The 16536-nt window shown below is 63.3% G+C and carries 14 protein-coding genes; 9 read left to right on the top strand and 5 right to left on the bottom strand.

What is annotated here, in order from left to right:
- Positions 1–101 precede the first annotated feature (101 nt).
- Entirely contained in the window at positions 102–464 is a 363-nt protein-coding gene (locus tag X742_RS142295) for a nuclear transport factor 2 family protein (protein WP_023775101.1), read from the bottom strand.
- A 403-nt stretch (positions 465–867) separates the two neighbouring features.
- Between X742_RS142295 and X742_RS142300 the strand changes: the two genes are divergently transcribed.
- Positions 868–1218: a DUF2200 domain-containing protein gene (locus X742_RS142300; RefSeq protein ID WP_023775100.1), complete on the top strand. Its 351-nt coding sequence runs from the start codon at positions 868–870 to the stop codon at positions 1216–1218.
- 66 nt (positions 1219–1284) lie between these two features.
- Here the strand turns inward: X742_RS142300 and X742_RS142305 are convergent, their stop codons facing one another.
- Positions 1285–2175 (bottom strand): LysR family transcriptional regulator, encoded by an 891-nt coding sequence (locus X742_RS142305; protein ID WP_031241435.1) that lies wholly within the window; start codon positions 2173–2175, stop codon positions 1285–1287.
- Between the two features lie 215 nt (positions 2176–2390).
- Between X742_RS142305 and X742_RS142310 the strand changes: the two genes are divergently transcribed.
- Positions 2391–3380, top strand: a complete 990-nt coding sequence (locus X742_RS142310) for a DMT family transporter (RefSeq protein ID WP_023775098.1) — start codon at positions 2391–2393, stop codon at positions 3378–3380.
- A complete protein-coding gene (locus X742_RS142315) occupies positions 3377–4099 on the top strand; it encodes a haloacid dehalogenase type II (RefSeq protein WP_023775097.1) in 723 nt (240 codons plus the stop codon). Before X742_RS142310 ends, X742_RS142315 begins: the two co-directional genes overlap by 4 nt.
- Positions 4100–4145: 46 nt before the next feature.
- On the opposite strand, the gene X742_RS142320 is transcribed toward X742_RS142315, so the two are convergent.
- Positions 4146–6155, bottom strand: coding sequence for an ABC transporter ATP-binding protein/permease (locus tag X742_RS142320; RefSeq protein ID WP_032925068.1), 2010 nt, complete (start codon positions 6153–6155; stop codon positions 4146–4148).
- A 186-nt stretch (positions 6156–6341) separates the two neighbouring features.
- Between X742_RS142320 and X742_RS142325 the strand changes: the two genes are divergently transcribed.
- The 6 genes from X742_RS142325 to X742_RS142350 all read left to right on the top strand — a co-directional run bounded on the left by X742_RS142325 (position 6342) and on the right by X742_RS142350 (position 13716).
- Positions 6342–7226 carry a hypothetical protein gene (locus tag X742_RS142325; protein ID WP_023775095.1) on the top strand — a complete coding sequence of 295 codons (885 nt, stop codon included), beginning with the start codon at positions 6342–6344 and terminating at the stop codon, positions 7224–7226.
- 361 nt (positions 7227–7587) lie between these two features.
- Complete coding sequence (htpG, locus tag X742_RS142330) at positions 7588–9480, top strand: molecular chaperone HtpG (protein WP_023775094.1); 1893 nt, start codon at positions 7588–7590, stop codon at positions 9478–9480.
- Positions 9481–9689: 209 nt separating this feature from the next.
- The gene (locus tag X742_RS142335; protein WP_031241430.1) at positions 9690–10568 is read left to right on the top strand and encodes an ABC transporter permease; all 879 of its coding nucleotides are present in this window, start codon (positions 9690–9692) and stop codon (positions 10566–10568) included.
- Positions 10569–10581: 13 nt separating this feature from the next.
- Positions 10582–11424, top strand: coding sequence for an ABC transporter permease (locus tag X742_RS142340; protein ID WP_023775092.1), 843 nt, complete (start codon positions 10582–10584; stop codon positions 11422–11424).
- Positions 11421–12563 (top strand): ABC transporter substrate-binding protein, encoded by a 1143-nt coding sequence (locus X742_RS142345; protein ID WP_023775091.1) that lies wholly within the window; start codon positions 11421–11423, stop codon positions 12561–12563. The genes X742_RS142340 and X742_RS142345 overlap by 4 nt, the downstream gene beginning before the upstream one ends.
- Complete coding sequence (locus X742_RS142350) at positions 12556–13716, top strand: ABC transporter ATP-binding protein (protein ID WP_023775090.1); 1161 nt, start codon at positions 12556–12558, stop codon at positions 13714–13716. Before X742_RS142345 ends, X742_RS142350 begins: the two co-directional genes overlap by 8 nt.
- Positions 13717–13891: 175 nt before the next feature.
- Here the strand turns inward: X742_RS142350 and X742_RS142355 are convergent, their stop codons facing one another.
- Positions 13892–15049, bottom strand: coding sequence for an FAD-dependent oxidoreductase (locus X742_RS142355; protein WP_023795610.1), 1158 nt, complete (start codon positions 15047–15049; stop codon positions 13892–13894).
- A gap of 122 nt (positions 15050–15171) precedes the next feature.
- The gene (locus X742_RS142360; protein ID WP_023775088.1) at positions 15172–16500 is read right to left on the bottom strand and encodes an aspartate aminotransferase family protein; all 1329 of its coding nucleotides are present in this window, start codon (positions 16498–16500) and stop codon (positions 15172–15174) included.
- Positions 16501–16536: the final 36 nt, after the last annotated feature.

The following is a 16536-nucleotide window of genomic DNA, read 5'->3' as shown; positions in this document are numbered from 1 at the left end:
CTCTTGCCAGGGTGCGCGCCACCACCGCGCAAAGCCGTAAAAAGCGAAGGCCTTCAGACGCCCGTCTGCCGTTCAACTGCGATCGTCGATACGGATCATCCCTATTGATGAAGGTGATAGAGCTTGCTGACGATCTTCCACTCTCCGGAGATCTTGAGCAGGGAAAGATAATCGGTGAACTTCATGCTCCCGAACTCGTTCTCGATCTTGACGATGCCTGCGTCGTTGGTGACGTCGATTAAGCTGATCGTCCAGCTTGGGCCGTGATTCGGCGGCAGGCCCGCACCCAGTACCTCGCCTACATAGGCATCCACGGATAGCCATTCGACCGCGTTTTGATAATTGCCGATCACCGATGCAGAGGGATGGAAGATAGATCGCAGCCCTTCCTCGTCAGCAACTGACATGGCTAGGATATAGCGTTCAACGGCAGCGCTTATCAGCCCTTCATCGGTCTGTGACATCAAGGCAGCTCCAATCCTTACCCAACGGCATACTGCAATTGAAAGCCATAAGCCACCTCATGGCGTCGCTTCGCGTCCCCATCGCCTCGCACCTGTCGAAGTTATAACCGCCGCCAGGCGTAAGCGGGCGTGGTTCAAATGAGGAGTTTGGATTGGCTGAGCATTGATGAGTTTCAATGAGAGATGCGTCCCGAAAATCAAGTGTGAACCTGGCTTCGTTTGCGCCATCATCGATGCCCCGCATGGCAGACTTTGGAGGCGGAAGCCGCCGAACTTCTTTTGGTGCAAAAGTTGCCATGTCCGCGCGCTCCCTGTGGCTCCATATTGCTTAGTGGCTGGCTGGACAGGCGCATTAAAGGCAAAGTTGGGTTCGGGCGATAGGCGCCACCGGTAAGGGCACGTCATGACGGAGCATCGAATCTATTCCACAAGCTTTGCTAGCCTCTATCCGCACTATGTCGCCAAGGCGCAAAGGAAAGGACGCACCAGAGCCGAGGTCGATGAGATCATCCGCTGGCTGACGGGCTACACCGAGAAGGAACTCGACGCCGAACTGGAGAAGAAAACCAGCTTCGAGGATTTCTTCGGTCAGGCCCCTCGACTGAATCCTTTGCGGAATTTGATTACAGGGGTGGTCTGCGGCGTCCGCGTGGAAGATATTGAGGATCCACTGATGAAAGAAATTCGCTACCTCGACAAGCTGATCGACGAGCTTGCGAAGGGGAAAGCGATGGAGAAGATACTCCGAAAATGAGGCGAGAGGCTCGAGCGCGGGATATCATCGACCGAGCGCATGGGCGCAAGCGCTAATCACGTCTCCTCACACCGCGATCTGCAGCGTCCCGTGGCGCCTCACCTCAGCCTCTATCTCCCGCACCAGCGTCTCCAGCGCGGGATTGCGGACGTTGCGGGCGCGGCGAATGACGTAGGCGAGGTCCGGAGGCTTGGGGAACGACTTGTCGACGATCTCCATGCCGGGCCGCAGGTGGCGCTGGCTGAGCAGCGCGACGCCGAGGCCGGAGGTCACGCCGGCGATAATGCCGGCGGCGCTCGAACATTCGAACACGATCTCGAACACCGTTCCCTCGTCCTGGCCGAGATCGAGGCCCCAACGGCGATAGAAACAGTTCTCGTCGAAGGACAGGAACGGCACCGGGTCGCCTTTCGCCAGGGTCAGTTCGGGCGACTTCACCCAATGCAGGGTCTCGCGGAACAGCAGGACATCGGTGGGGCGGACGTCGTGCTGGAACACCTGGATGATGGCGGCGTCGAGCGCGCCCTCGCCCAACAGCTTCTGCAGGGCAAGGCTCATGCGCACTTGCGTGCGGACGCTCACCTCGGGGTACAGCCGGCGAAACCGGCCAAGGATGCGCGAAAGGTCCGTGCAGGTCGTGTCCTCGGTCATCCCCAATGCGATCTTGCCTTGCAGCGTGCTTTTCGACAGGCTCAGGATCGCCTCGTCGTGGATGCCCAGGATACGCCTGGCATAGCCCAGCAGATCCTGCCCTGAACTGGTGAACATCGGCGCATTCGCCTTGCGGCTGAGGATTTCGCAGTCGAGGCTCGCTTCAAGCCGCCTGATCTTGTGGCTGACGGCCGATTGCGACAGGCCCAGCATCTCGGCCGCCCGGGTAACGCCGCCATGTTTCTCGATCGCCACCAACGCGCGCAAGGCATCGACATCCAGGCGGCGGCTCATCACTCCAGCCATGACAATCCTCGTTTGAAACGCAAGCTGTGCTCCAAGGTCTCGGCGGAGAACGGGCTTTGCGGTCAATTGCGGTCAATCAGATATGCCGCATCTCGCTCCAATTTCATGGTTACATCGAAATTTGTCATGTGCAAAGGCGCTTGCGCGTCGCCATAAATCCCGCATCCGAGATCGGCCCTGATCCGCTGGCAAACCCGCTTCGACGAAGAGACCGCATGACGCTCCCGAAACCTCGGTCCCGTCGCCTGGCCTGGCCGCTTCTGGCGGCAGCGCTGGTCGTAAGCTGGAGTTCGGGCTTTGTCGGCATCCGTTACGCCAGCGAGAGCGCCGACGTCATGCTGGTGCTGTTCTGGCGAACCTTGATGTCAGGGCTGGTCCTTCTGCCCTTCGCGCTCTTGGTCGGGCCGCGCATCGGCGTCCGGGCGCTGATCCAGCAGATGGCGTTCGGCGTGGCGATGATGTTCCTCTATCTCGGCGGCTTTGCGCTTGCCATCGGCCAGCGCGTTCCGACCGGCCTTGTCGCCCTGATCTCGGACCTCGTTCCCCTCGCCATCGCGGCGCTGTCGCAGCCCGTTCTCGGCCACCGGCTGACATCGAGGCAATGGACCGGAACGGCGCTCGGCGTGTTTGGCGTGCTGATCGTCTCGCTGAACAGCCTCAGTCTCGGCACCGCGCCGGCCTGGGCGTACATGGTGACGATCGCTTCCATGATGGTCTTCGCGCTGGCGACCGTGCTGCAGAAGCGGATGGGGACGATCAACATGCCCATCCACCAGAGCCTGTGCATCCAATGCCTGACGGCGGCGCTGCTTTTTGCCGCTTGCGCCGAATGGAAGAGCGGGCTGATGCCGCCCCTTGATGGCCGGTTCGAGTTCGGTATCGCCTGGCTGGTGCTGTTTTCGACCTTCTTCTGCTACGGCGTCTATTATGCGAGCCTGCGCCTCCATAGCGCCGCGCAGGTCAGCAGCGTGATCTATCTCAGCCCGCCGGTGACGATGCTCTGGGCCTGGCTGCTCTTCGGCGAGCCGCTTTCGGCGGCGATGGTGCTCGGCCTCGCGGTGACGCTGTTCGGCGTCTGGCTGACATCCTCGCGCGGCACCGCATCGAAGGGCGAGGCAGGTCTGCGCCCGCCGGGCAGCCGGCCGATTGCTCGCCGATCCACGCAAACCCCAGCCAATTATCCACCTCAAGGGAGTGAACCATGAAGCTGACTGATTTCAAGGCCCTGACCTTCGACTGCTACGGCACGCTGATCGACTGGGAATCCGGCATGATCGACGCCCTGAAGCCGCTGACCGGGCGAGTTGGCAGCGGCCTTAGCCGCGACGAGATCCTGCAGGCGCATGCCAGGCACGAGTCCAGCCAGCAGAACTGGACGCCGCAAAAACGCTACAGCGACCTTCTGGCTGTCGTCTACAAGCGGCTCGCCGAGGAATGGAGCGTCGTGACCACGCCGGAGGAATGCATCGCCTATGGCCAAAGCGTCAAGGACTGGCCGGCCTTTGCCGATACCGCCGCCGCCCTGCAATACCTCAAGCAGCACTACAAGCTCGTCATCCTCTCCAACGTCGACAATACGAGCTTCTCCTTCAGCAACAGGAAACTTGGCGTCGATTTCGATGCGATCTACACGGCGGAGGACATCGGCTCCTACAAGCCGTCGCCTCGGAATTTCGACTATATGCTGGAAAAACTGGCGACGCTCGGGATTGGCGACAGGCAAGTCCTTCACACTGCCGAAAGCCTGTTCCATGATCATGCCGTGACCAACCGCCTGGGCCTTAAATCGTGCTGGATCCACCGCCGGCACGCCGATCAGGGTTTCGGCGCCACGATGCATCCCGGCGAGATGCCGAAGGTGGACTTCCGCTTCGACAGCATGGCCGACCTCGCCAAGGCGCATCGAGAGGAATTGCACGGCTGATGGAAGACCATCCCTCGAGCTGAAATCAGAACTCGCCTGAGCGCCATCAACTCTTTTTACGGGTGGTGCCGCGCTTTTCGGCGGAAGTGCCGGAACCCCACAAGGCGCGGCCGAGCAAGCCCCTGCGTTTGCGCGGGGCGAGGTCGATATCGCTGACCAGCTTGGCGCCGCCCTTGCGCCGCTCGAGCGTGATCTTGCGGCTGTGGAAGGCCTCCAGCTCGGCGCGGTGCGCCACGCTCAAGATGGTCACATTAGGCAATTCGTGGATGATGGTCTCCATCATCCTGTCCTGGCTCTTCTCGTCGAGTGCCGCCGTCGCCTCGTCCAGCACGATGATATCGGGCGCGTGCAGGAGCAGCCGCGCAAAGGCCAGCCGCTGCTTCTCGCCGCCCGACAGGGTCTGGTCCCACGGCGCGTCTTCGTCGATCCGGTCGCCGAGATGACCGAGCCCCACCTTGTCGAGGGCAGCCCTGATCTGCGGGATCGCCCAATCCTCGGCGGCGCCTGGATAGGCAGCGGCCCGGCGCAGCGTGCCCGAGGGGATGTAGGGGCGCTGCGGCAGCATGAACATGCGCTTGCCCGGGTGGAAATCGACGCTGCCGCCGCCCCACGGCCACAGGCCCGCTATCGCCCGCACCAGCGTACTCTTGCCCGAACCGGATTCGCCGGCCACCAGCAGCCGCTCGCCCGGCTGGATCACCACTTCGGTTTCCTTGACCACGGCGGTGCCGTCATCGAGCGACACCGACAGATTGTTGAGGCTGAGCATCGTGTCGTCCTTGGTCTCGCCGCGATTGATGCGTCCGAGCGCGTCGCTCTCTTCCGCGCGCTCGAGCCCGTCCAGCGACATCATCAGCGAGGCGATGCGCCGTGCCGAGGCGTTCCAGTCGGCCAGGCGCGGGTAGTTGTCGACCAGCCATCCGAACGCGCCCTGCACGATGGCAAAGGCGGATGCCGCCTGCATGACCTGCCCGAGCGACATCGAGCCGTCGAGGAATTTTGGCGCGCATAAAAGCACCGGCACCACGGGCGCGAACAGGCTTGATCCCTGCGATACCAGCGCCGTGCGCATGTGCTGGCCCGCAAGCATCGCCCACTTCCCCAGCACGCCGGCGAAGGTCCTGTCGATGCCGCTGCGCTCCTCCTCCTCGCCGCCGAGCAGGGCGATGCTCTCGCCGTTTTCGCGCACGCGCGTCAGCGTGTAGCGAAATTCCGCTTCCGCCTGGTTCTTCTGCTCGGAGAGTTCGACGAAATGCCGGCCGATGACCACCATCGAGGTGGAGGTGATGCCGGCATAGATGACCGCGGTGATGACGAGGAAGCCTGGAATGGTCACTGTCGAACCGGCGATCGGCAGTGTGAGCGCGCCGCCGATGGTCCACAAGACGACGATGAAGGTCGAGGCCGCCAGGAAGGCGTTGAGAACGCCGGAGACGAAATCGACAGGTGATTCGGTAGCGATCCGCAAATCGTCGGCGATGCGGGCTTCCGGGTTCTGGTGATCGCCGCTGACGAGATTGAGCTGGTAGTAGCGGCCGTTGGTGAGCCAGCGGCCGATGACGGATGTGGTGAGCCAGGAGCGCCAGCGGCGCTGGATCGTCATGCGCAGATAGACCTGCGCAACGACGAGGCTGGCGCTTCCAAGCACCAGCGGCACGAACACGGCGCTCAGGAAATAGACGGACGGCGCATTGCGCTGTTCGATGGCGTCGAAGATCGAGCGGTTCCAGACATTGATGCCGTACTGGAAGCCGACATTGACGCAGATCAGGATCAGGAGCGCGATCGTGCACGGCCAGGCGAGCTTGTCGCCGCGCCGGCTCCAATAGCCGCGCGCGCTGATCCAGAAGCGCTTCAGCAGGTATTTCTTGCGCGCCTGTTCGGCCTGTTCGGGGCTCAGCTGCGGATCGGGTTGCACCGCCGCAGGCGGCGGCGCCGCCTCGCCGACGACCTCGGATGCGGCCTCGACATCGGGTACCTTCTCCCGGCGGGGCTTCCTGGCACCGTTTGGCTTGGCGCCGCCGGCCGGCCTCTGTTTGGGTTTGATGTCTGCCACAACGGCCATAACGGCCTGGGTATCGGAAGGTTTCATGCCTGGGTATCGGAAGGTTTCATTATCAGGGGTTGCGACCGTGCCAGGGCTGTCCTGGTGCCCCGATATCCGCGACGCCTCGCCATGACTTCACCGCCGCACAATCGCCACCAAGCCACGCGAAGAGCTTGTAAAACGGAGGTTTTCACGATGCGTCTGGTCTGGACTTTGGTGTTCGCGCTGGCGAGCGGTGCGGTGTATGCGGCTTCGCCGGAGGACGACTACATCGCCGCGCGCGACAAGGCGATCGCGGCCATCGCCGCGATGGAAAGCGCGAACGCTCCCGTGGAAACGCTCGATGCGGCCAATGAGAAGGCCCGCGCCGATCTCGAACAGCGCCTTTCGACGCTTCTTGGACCTTTCACGGTCAAGGGTTTTCCGGCGGCCGGCAGGATCAATATCGAAAGCCTCAGTTCCTCCGATGTCGGCTTCGGCATGCTGGACGGGCTGCGTCACGGCACCGAGGATGGTCCCAGCATCGTGGCGTCGACACGCGGGCTGGTCGAGCGCTGGCTGCAATCGCGCGCGGCCGAGACGGACGCCGATCTCAAATTGCCCACCAGCTTCGACGCGGCGCTGAAGCTCGATGCGTTCTACACCCAGGCCATCGGCAGCGACGCCGCTTTCACCGGCACGCTCGACTTCACGCTGAAGACGCCCGATGGCGCCGACATGGCGATCGCCCGCCTCGGCGGCTGGGCACAGGATGTGGGACCCAACTACGACCAGGAAATCGTCGTCACGCTGGTCAAGGGCAACAGTGTCATGATCGCCGAGGCGCCCGCGACACCGCCCGTCCCAAGGATCGCGGCCTGCGACGCGGTCTGGACCGCAGCCGACGCCGCCGCGCAGAAACTGGTCAAGCAGGCAACCGACGACAGCGACGAAAGTACATCCGATGCCGCCGACGCCGCCTGGGCAAAAGGCGACAGCGACTTCCGCGCCTGCATGGGGGCACAATTGGCTAAAGACGCCGCCTACCCGGCGCTGCTTGCCCAGGCGCAAGCGCTGGCGGACAAGATGGCGGGGAAGTAAGAACTCAAGATGGAACGTCGGCGCCGCCCCTCACCTGCCTGCCGGCATCCTCTCCCCGCATAGTGACGAGGAGAGGGGCGCGCTTCGCCACTTTCGCCAATCGCCAATGTTGCCTAGAAGGCGTCGGCCATGCGGCCAGCCCCTTCTCCCCGTTACTATACGTCGAGAAGTGCCCGGCAGGGCGATGAGGGGCGGCGCCGAGATCCGTGATTGGCCCCCTCTTGTCGCCTTCGCACCCGCCACCATATCGTCATCACGCTGGGCTTGCTGAACACAGTTGCCAGCGCCATTCAAAATTGTTGAAAGGATAATCCCCGCACGCACCCCGGCGCGGCGGGCGGATGAACAGTGGGAACTTGAGATGACGACGGATACGAAAGCAACGGAAACCAAGGCATTCGAGGCGGATGTTTCGCGGCTGCTGCACATGATGGTGCATTCGGTCTATTCCGATAGGGACGTCTTCCTGCGCGAACTGATTTCCAACGCCGCCGACGCCTGTGAGAAGCTGCGCTTCGAGGCCGTCAGCCGCCCCGAATTGCTGGGCGATGACCCCAAGCCGCGCATTTCGATCTCGGCCGATCCCGACAACAAGCAGATCACCGTCGAGGACAACGGCATCGGCATGAGCCGCGACGACATGACGGAGGCGCTGGGCACGATCGCGCGCTCGGGCACGCGCGCTTTCATCGAGCGCGTCGGGGCTGGCAATACGAGCGAGGACACGCAGCTCATCGGCCAGTTCGGCGTCGGCTTCTACTCCGCCTTCATGGTCGCGACCCACGTCGACGTCATCAGCCGCCTGGCGGGAAGCGAAGAAGCCTGGCGCTGGTCGTCCGACGGCAAGGGTTCCTACGAGATCGCGCCCGCCCCGCTCGAAGCAGCACCCAAACGCGGCACCCGCGTCGTGCTGCATCTGATGGACGACGCCGCGTCCTACACCGGATCCTATCGGCTTGAGCAACTGGCCAAGTCGCGGTCGGGCCATGTGCCGGTGCCAATCACGCTCATCGAGAAACCCGGTGCCGAGGCGCGCGACATTGCCGATGGCACGGCTCTTTGGGTTAGGCCGAAAAGCGAGATCAAGCCCGAGGAATACACCGATTTTTACCGCGGCGTCTCCGGTCAGTATGACGAGCCGGCCGCCACCATCCATTTCCGAGCCGAAGGCCGGCAGGAATATAGCGTGCTGGCCTTCGTGCCCGGCTCGCGTCCGTTCGATCTGTTCGACCAGGACCGCAAGGGCCGCATGAAGCTCTATGTGCGCCGCGTCTTCATCACCGACGATGCCGATTTGTTGCCGCGCTACCTGCGCTTCATGCGCGGGCTGGTCGATTCCGCCGACCTGCCGCTCAACGTCTCGCGCGAGATGATCCAGGAAAGCCCGCTGCTTGCCGCGATCCGCAAGGGCCTGACCAACCGCGTACTTGGCGATCTCGCCAAGCTGGCGGAGAACGAGACCGAGTCCTATGCGAAAATCTGGGAAGACTTCGGCGTCGTCCTCAAGGAAGGGCTCTACGAGGACCATGAGCGGCGCGATCAGCTCTTGAAGCTCGCCCGCTTCCGCTCAACCGCCTCCGGCGAAGGCTGGCGCGGCCTTGCCGACTACGTCTCGGCGATGAAGGAAGGCCAGAAGGCGATCTTCTTCATGGCCGGCGACGACCGTGCACGGCTCGAAGCCTCGCCGCAGCTCGAAGGTTTCAAGGCACGCGGCATCGAGGTCTTGCTGCTCACCGACCCGGTCGACAGTTTCTGGACGTCGATGGCGCCCGAATTCGACGGCAAGCCGTTCAAGTCGGTGACGCAGGGCGTGGCCGAACTTTCCGAAATCCCGCTGCTCGACGAGGCGAACAAGCCGGATGCGGCGGCGACGCCCGAGGTCGATGGCTTCCTGGCCTTCGTCAAGGCGGCGCTTGGCGATGCCGTGTCGGATGTGAAGCCTTCCGACCGCCTGACCGAAAGCGCGGTCTGCCTGGTGGCGCCCGAACACGGTCCCGACCGCCAGTTCGAGCGGCTGCTCAACGCCGCCGGCCGCCTCGACAAGACGGCCAAACCTATCCTCGAGATCAACCCCCGCCACGAGCGCGTCCTGGCGCTCGCCAGTCTCGGCGACGATGAACAGGCCTTCAAGGACGATGCCGCCCATCTCCTCTATGATGAAGCGCGCGTCCTCGACGGGGACAAGCCGGCCGACGCCACGGCGTTTTCCGAGCGCCTGGCCCGGCTGATCGCGCGCGGTATTTCGAAAGGCTGAGTCTACGCCGGCCAGCCGTCCTCGACGTGTGGTCGAGCGGGGTTGCGTGGCGATCCCGTCCGCCGACAAATTCGGCATCTCTCGCAGCCGGCGAGGCGCTGAACTCCGCTGGCTCAATCGCCGACTGTGGACATCGCGCCTCCGATCCCTCAATCTTGGCCCGGGAACAAAACAGACGCTTCAAAGAAGGCGTGGACGTCCGGGTGCTCATGAAACGACGATGGACATTGTATGATCCACGGCTGGCCTGGATGCTCGTCGCGCCGGTACTCTTGCTGCTGATCTTTTTCCTGGTGCTGCCGATCGCGGTGATGGCCGGTTATACCTTCTTCACCTTTGTCACCGCCGGCGTGGAAACGAGCGCGTTGACGACCGCGAACTGGCACGAATTCTTCACCGACAGCTACTATCACGGCTTCCTTCTGAAGACCTTGAGGGTCGGAGCCATGACGGCGCTTCTGTGCGGCGTCCTCGGCTACTTCCCCGCCTATTTCATCTGGGCGACGACCTTCAAGCACAAATGGCTGCTGCTGCTTTTGCTGATCGTGCCGTTCTGGATCAGCTTCACCATCCGCACCTTCTCATGGATCAATATCCTGGGCGAACAAGGCGTCATCAACGTCGCGCTGCTCAAGATGGGCATCATCCATGAGCCGCTGCAGATGCTCTACAATGAAGGCGCGGTCATCCTCGGCATGCTGCACTTCCTGCTGCCCTACATGATCCTCAACGTCTATGTCAGCCTGGAGAGCATTGATCGCACGTTGATTTCGGCGGCCCGCTCGATGGGCTGCACAAGCGCGCAGGCGTTCCGCGAGGTCACGCTGCCGCTGTCGCTGCCCGGCCTGGCGGCGGGCCTGCTGCTCTGTTTCGTGCTGGCCGCCGGCAGCTATGTCACGCCGCAGCTTCTCGGTTCGGGTCGTGACGCGCTGTTTGGCAACCTGATCTACGACACCATCATGGGCGAGCTGAACTGGCCTATGGGCGCCACGCTTTCGATCGTGCTGTTCATCGTGCTCGGCTTCTTCGCCGCCGTCTACACACGCTACATGGGCATGTCGCAGATCGTCAAAGGGCTTGGTGGATGACGGGATTTGGAGGATGAGAGGAACACGGCGCAGGCAGGAAGGCAGATGGGCCTGGCGGCTGACCGGCTTCGTCACGGTCTGCGTCTACATCTTCATGTTCGCGCCAATCGTGGCGACAGTGGTCCTGTCGTTCAACGCCTCGATGTTCGGCGGCTTCCCGATGACCGGCTTCAGCCTGCAATGGTACGGCAAGCTGATGGCCAACGAGGCGGTGCTGGCTGCCTTTCGAACATCCTTGTGGATCGCATTGGTCACCGCGATCGTCACCACCGCCATCGGCGTCACCACGGCGTTTGCCCTGGTCCGCTTCGAATTTCGCGGCAAGCAGGCGCTGAGCACGCTGGTGATCCTGCCGGCATTGGTGCCTGAAACCATCCTCGGCGTCGGCCTGCTGGTGCTGATCAAGGCCGTCGACCAGCCTAGGACCATGCTGCTCCTGGTGCTCGGCCACATCCTGCTTGCCGTGCCCTATGTGGTGCTGATCGCCCAGGCGCGCATGATCGGGATCCGGCGCGTCTACGAGGAGGCGGCATTGTCGCTGGGCGCCTCGCGCTTCTCGTCCTTCCGCGAGATCACGCTGCCGCTGCTCATCCCGGCCGTGGTCGGCGGTGCCCTGCTCGCCTTCACCATCTCGTTCGACAACACCTCGGCCAGCCTGTTCTGGCGGCCGGCCGGCGTCGAGACCATGCCGACCCAGATCCTTTCCATGCTCAAGATTTCGATCAGTCCGGAGATCAACGCGCTCGGCACCGTGATGATCCTGGTGACCGTCGGCATCCCGCTGATCGGCGGCCTGGTCCTGCAAAGCCTGACAAAACTGAGAAGACGTGGCGAACCAAAGGAGGAACTACAATGAAACTCACCACCACCAAGCGGCTGGAACGGCTGCACGATCGATACGCCAATGGCGACCTGAGCCGCCGCGCGTTCCTGACGCTGACCGCCGCCGCGGCAGCATCGGCGGGCCTTTCCATGCCCTGGATGGGCCGGGCGCTCGCCGCGGTGCAGGAGGTTCGCTTCGACGGTTGGGGCGGCACGGTGCAGGACGCGATCGACAAGTTCGCCTTCCAGCCCTACACGACCAAGACCAAGATCAAGGTGGTCCAGGGCACGTTCGGCGACGAGGACGAGATCATCACCAAGATCAAGACCGCCAAGCCCGGCGACTATCAGGTCATCCATTCCTCCGGCGTCAACTACTACATCAAATATGTGAACGCCGGCCTGACCTCGGAAATCAACGAGGCCAACATTCCCAACATGGCGAACGTGCTGCAGCCGATGATCGAGCCGTTCCGCAAGCTGACGCCGAAGCTATCGGCCGTGCCCTACGATTACGGCACGACGGGCATCGCCTACAACACCAAGGTGATCTCGCCGGAGGAAGCCAAGGAAAAGGGCGCCGGGCTCCTGCTCGACAAGAAATATGCCGGCAAGGTCGGCGGCTATTCCGACATGACGACGCGCGTCTGGTACGCGGCGCTCGCCACCGGGCAGGACCCTAACAACCTGAAGGACATGGACGCCATCTGGGCCAAGGTGCGCGAAACGCGTGACCTCGCCAAGAAGTTCTGGAGTTCCGGCGCGGAGCTGATGGACCTGCTTTCCAAGGGTGAGATCGTGGTGACCGATGCCTGGTCGGGCCGCGTCGCGGCGCTGCAGGACCAGGGCCATCCGATCGGCTATCTCGACCCGGCTGGCTCCTATGCCTGGATGGAGGACATGCTGATCCTCAAGGGCTCGCCCATGGCCGAGTGCGAGGAACTCATCAACTTCATGCTCCACCCGGCGACCTCGATCGCGGTGGCCGAGGGCCAGAGCTATCCGCCGTCGCTCGATCCGAACAAGGTCAAGCTGACCGAGAAAATCGAGAAGCTGCCGGCGTTCGACAAGACGGGCACGATGAAGTCGCTGACCTTTGCCGATCCAACCTACTGGGCGACCAACGAGGACGCCTGGACCAAGCAGTGGAACAGGATCTCGAAGGGTGCCTGACAGCCAGGACACGACACTCCATCCCCGGCCTCTCCAGGCCGGGGCAGCCGGCGCGAGCGCGTCCGCCGGGGCGAACAGCCCGGCGGTCGAGTTCCGCGACATCGACATCGCCTACGGCAAGTTCGTCGCGGTGCGCGATTTCTCGCTTTCGATCCGCAAGGGCAGCTTCGTCACCCTGCTCGGGCCCTCGGGTTGCGGCAAGACCACGATCCTGCGCTCCATCGCCGGCCTGGTCGACATTTCGGGCGGCCAGATCATGATCGATGGGCGGCGCGTCGACGACGTGCCGATCTACAAGCGCAACATCGGCCTGGTCTTCCAGAGCTACGCGCTGTTCCCGCACAAGAACGTGTTCGACAACGTCGCCTTCGGCCTGAAGTACCGCAACGTGCCGAAGCCCGAGATCGTGCGCAAGGTCGGCAAGGCGCTCGATATGGTGCGGCTGCCGGGCAGCGAGAAGAAGCTGCCGTCGCAACTGTCGGGCGGGCAGCAGCAGCGCATCGCGCTTGCCCGCGCCATCGTCTTCGAGCCGCGGGTGCTGCTGCTGGATGAGCCGTTGTCGGCGCTGGACGCCAACATGCGCGAGGAGATGCGCGTCGAGATCAAGAAGATCCAGAAGGAAACCGGCATCACCGCCATCTTCGTCACGCACGACCAGGAAGAAGCCCTTTCCATGTCGGATCGCATCGTGGTGATGAACGCGGGCGCGGTGGAGCAGATCGGCACTCCGGAGGAGGTCTATGAGACGCCGGCGACAGCCTTCGTCGCCGACTTCCTCGGCAAGGCCAACATGCTTGCAGGAGCCGTGAGCAGGTCCGGCCAAGGAACTGCAATGGTGGTGCTTGGCACCGGCCAGACGGTCAGCGTGGCCTGTCCAAGGCCGCTTGCCGACGGCAGCAGGGTCACCGTCGTGGCGCGGCCGCAGAAATTTTCGGTCGGTGCTGGAACGAGCGCCAACCGGCTGTCCGGCCGCGTGATCTCGGCCTCCTATCTGGGCGGCAGCGCAATCTACGAGATTGACATCGGCGGCAAGACCCTCCGCGCCAATACACCGATCAGTGGCCGTGTGCTTGGCGAAGGCGAGACGATCGAACTGGGTTTCGCCCCGGACGACTGCGTGCTGCTGGACGCGGCCGGCAAGCGGATTTCCTGAAGGTGGCGGCCGCCTGGTGCGGTTCAGCCACCATTTGACGCACCCGTGCCGTCTCGCGCGCCAGCCCAGATCCCAGCCGCCTGAAGGCGTGGGGTCTGCGGATCCCCATCGGGGGCTCTAGATGCTTGTTGTGCGCAATTCCGGCAGCGCCCGGTCTGGCTTCAACTCGCACCAGTCAGTGATCGACTTTGCGGATGTCGCGCTCGGCCGTGGGTGCAAGGCTCTCGGCGCCGGGCACTGAAGCCGGCGCGCCTTGAAGAACCCAGTCCGCCGCGATCTGCCCGATCACCGGCGCCAGCTGGATGCCATAGCCGCCGGCGCCGGCGGCGGTGACCAATGCCGGTTCCGACGCATCGATCGGTCCGACAAGCGGTCGATGATCGGCCGTGACAGGATAAAGGCCGGCCCAGCCACGGCCAAGCCGCGCGCCCGGCAGATCGGGCACCCGTTCCAGCAGCAGTTCGGCCAGCTGGACCTTCGATTGCTCCTCGCACTGATCGTTGTAATTGTCCGGATCCTCGGGAGCGACGGACGTCACCTTGTGGATCTCGGCAATCAGCTCGCCTGGCTTGTCGTGGCGGAAGTTAAGGCCGCTGCCCTCGCCGTCCACGAGGTCCATGACCATCGGCATCGTATAGTCGAGCGGCCTGTCCAGATGGATGACGACCGCCTCATGGCGCTCAGGCCATATGTGCAGGCGCTGGCCGAAGAGTTCGGCGACCCCCGGCGCCCAGGCGCCGCCTGCGTTGACCATGGCATCGCATTCGAGCGGATCGCCATTGGTCTCCAGCCTGTAGCCGCCCGGCCGCCTTCCCACCCCAAGCACCTTGCGGTACTGGCGGATGTCGCCGCCCTTTTCACGGACGATCCGCGCCACGAAATTGCACATGTCATATGGATCGAGAAAGCCGTTGTCGGGTCCGAACAAACCCCCTTCCAGCCCGTCGGGACTGAGATGGGGAACAAGGTCCCTGAGTTCGTTCGCATGGATCAGGCGCGACATCAGGCCGGCCCCGGCCTGAATCTCGACTGATTTCGCGAACAGCTCCATCTGCGCGGGCGTGCGCGCGAGCCGAAGATAGCCGATGGGGTTGAATTGAAGCCCCTGCCCCTCCCACTGGCGAAACCGGCGGAACGAATGAACGCGAAGCATGATCTCGAACGGATCGGTAAATTGCGACCCGACAACCCCGACCGACCTGCCGCTCGAGCCCGAAGCGATCGACTGCGCTTCCAGCACCGTCACGCGCGCGCCCTGTTCGAGGAGGTTGAGCGCCGTGCATAGGCCGAGCGTGCCCGCACCGATCACCGCGACATGAGGGGAAGCTGTCATATAGGGTCACCTGCTTTCAGGCATGATCCGAGAAGTGGGAACCGGTTTTCTCGGACTAACGGTTTCCGTTTGTCCAGAGATCATGCTTCGACAAAGGGATAGGGAGGTGAATCGACGGCACGTCATCCTGATCCTCGATGCGCGGCGATCTCGCCCAGGGTCTCGTCGATCGCATGCAGAATGCTGCGCGCGTCCGCTTGTGTCATTGGCGTCGAGAGCGCGAACAGGCCGTAGCTGGCGGACAGGACCCCGCGGCCGAGCAAGCCCTTGTGGAACGTATCGACCCTCCTTTGCTCGGCCTGCCCCGTATAGACGGATCTATAGTCCGTAACCGGATGCGAGGTGAAATGAACCTTGAACAGCGAACCGAGGCCCACGCATTGGCCGGCAAGGCCATGCCTGTCGAACGAGGCGGAGATCCCTTCGCGCAGGAATGCGCCCAGCGTATCGAGATGGGCAAAGCTCTCCTTCGTCAGCGCCCGCATCGAGGCGAGCCCGGCCCGCATGGTCACCGGATTGGCGGTGAACGTGCCGCCATGGGGAAGAGCGGGCTTGCCCCTGGTCGGATCGAACACCGCCATTACATCGGCGCGCCCGCCAACGGCGCCCACAGGGAAGCCGCCGCCGATAATCTTTCCGAGCGCGGTCAGGTCGGGCTCGATGCCCCACAACCCCTGCGCGCCCGACCAGCCAAGGCGAAACGAGATGACTTCGTCGAAGATGACCAGGGTCCCGGCCGCGCGGGCGATCTCGACCATTGCGCGCAGATAGTCCTGGCGTGCAGGGATGAGGCCGGCTCGATTGGGCATCGGATCGATCAGCACGCCTGCTATGCTGTCGCTCTGAGCGGCGAAGACGGCGCGAAGCGCCTCGATATCGTTGAAGGGCACGGCAATCACATCGTCCAGCACCCCGCGCGGCGTTCCCTTTGCGTAAGGCGTCGATCTTGGCATGTCGCCCCAATTGGCCGGGGAACTGTCCAGGCTCACCTCGGCGAAATCATAAGACCCGTGGTAGGCGCCTTCGATCTTGACGATCTTCGGCCGCCCGGTGAAGGCGCGCGCGGCCTTGATGGCCATCATCACCGCCTCCGTGCCGGAGTTGGTGAAGCGGATCCGGTCGACCGAGGGCAGCCGGTGGACGAGAAGCTCGGCAAGCTCGATCTCGCTGAGCGTCGGGGCGCCGAAGGCCGTGCCGAACGGCAGTTGCTCGACCACGGCGGCAGCGACATCGGGATGCGTGTAGCCATGGATCATCGCGGTGAAATTGTTGATGCAGTCATAGTAGACGTTGCCGTCGACATCCCAGACCCTGCACCCCTCGCCTCGCGCGGCATAAATCGGAAACGGATCGAGAAAGACAGTGGTGCGCGTATTGCCGCCCGGCATCACTTTCTTGGCGCGCTCGAAGAGGCTCTTTGATCCAGGCATGGCGTCGGGATAATGCGGCATGGCTCTCGCTGGCGAATTTGACCGTCAAGGCAGCGG

Origin of the sequence: Mesorhizobium sp. LNHC229A00, from assembly GCF_000502415.1 — a bacterium.
Classification (GTDB): domain Bacteria; phylum Pseudomonadota; class Alphaproteobacteria; order Rhizobiales; family Rhizobiaceae; genus Mesorhizobium.
Note: the sequence above shows the minus strand (reverse complement) of the source record. Positions and strands in the feature narration are given on the sequence as shown.

Excerpts from the sequence above, each read along its gene's own strand:
- X742_RS142295 (WP_023775101.1), bottom strand. The coding sequence starts at position 464 with ATGTCACAGACCGATGAAGGGCTGATAAGCGCTGCCGTTGAACGCTAT.
- X742_RS142300 (WP_023775100.1), top strand. The coding sequence starts at position 868 with ATGACGGAGCATCGAATCTATTCCACAAGCTTTGCTAGCCTCTATCCG.
- X742_RS142305 (WP_031241435.1), bottom strand. The coding sequence starts at position 2,175 with ATGGCTGGAGTGATGAGCCGCCGCCTGGATGTCGATGCCTTGCGCGCG.
- X742_RS142310 (WP_023775098.1), top strand. The coding sequence starts at position 2,391 with ATGACGCTCCCGAAACCTCGGTCCCGTCGCCTGGCCTGGCCGCTTCTG.
- X742_RS142315 (WP_023775097.1), top strand. The coding sequence starts at position 3,377 with ATGAAGCTGACTGATTTCAAGGCCCTGACCTTCGACTGCTACGGCACG.
- X742_RS142325 (WP_023775095.1), top strand. The coding sequence starts at position 6,342 with ATGCGTCTGGTCTGGACTTTGGTGTTCGCGCTGGCGAGCGGTGCGGTG.
- htpG (WP_023775094.1), top strand. The coding sequence starts at position 7,588 with ATGACGACGGATACGAAAGCAACGGAAACCAAGGCATTCGAGGCGGAT.
- X742_RS142335 (WP_031241430.1), top strand. The coding sequence starts at position 9,690 with ATGAAACGACGATGGACATTGTATGATCCACGGCTGGCCTGGATGCTC.
- X742_RS142340 (WP_023775092.1), top strand. The coding sequence starts at position 10,582 with ATGAGAGGAACACGGCGCAGGCAGGAAGGCAGATGGGCCTGGCGGCTG.
- X742_RS142345 (WP_023775091.1), top strand. The coding sequence starts at position 11,421 with ATGAAACTCACCACCACCAAGCGGCTGGAACGGCTGCACGATCGATAC.
- X742_RS142355 (WP_023795610.1), bottom strand. The coding sequence starts at position 15,049 with ATGACAGCTTCCCCTCATGTCGCGGTGATCGGTGCGGGCACGCTCGGC.
- X742_RS142360 (WP_023775088.1), bottom strand. The coding sequence starts at position 16,500 with ATGCCGCATTATCCCGACGCCATGCCTGGATCAAAGAGCCTCTTCGAG.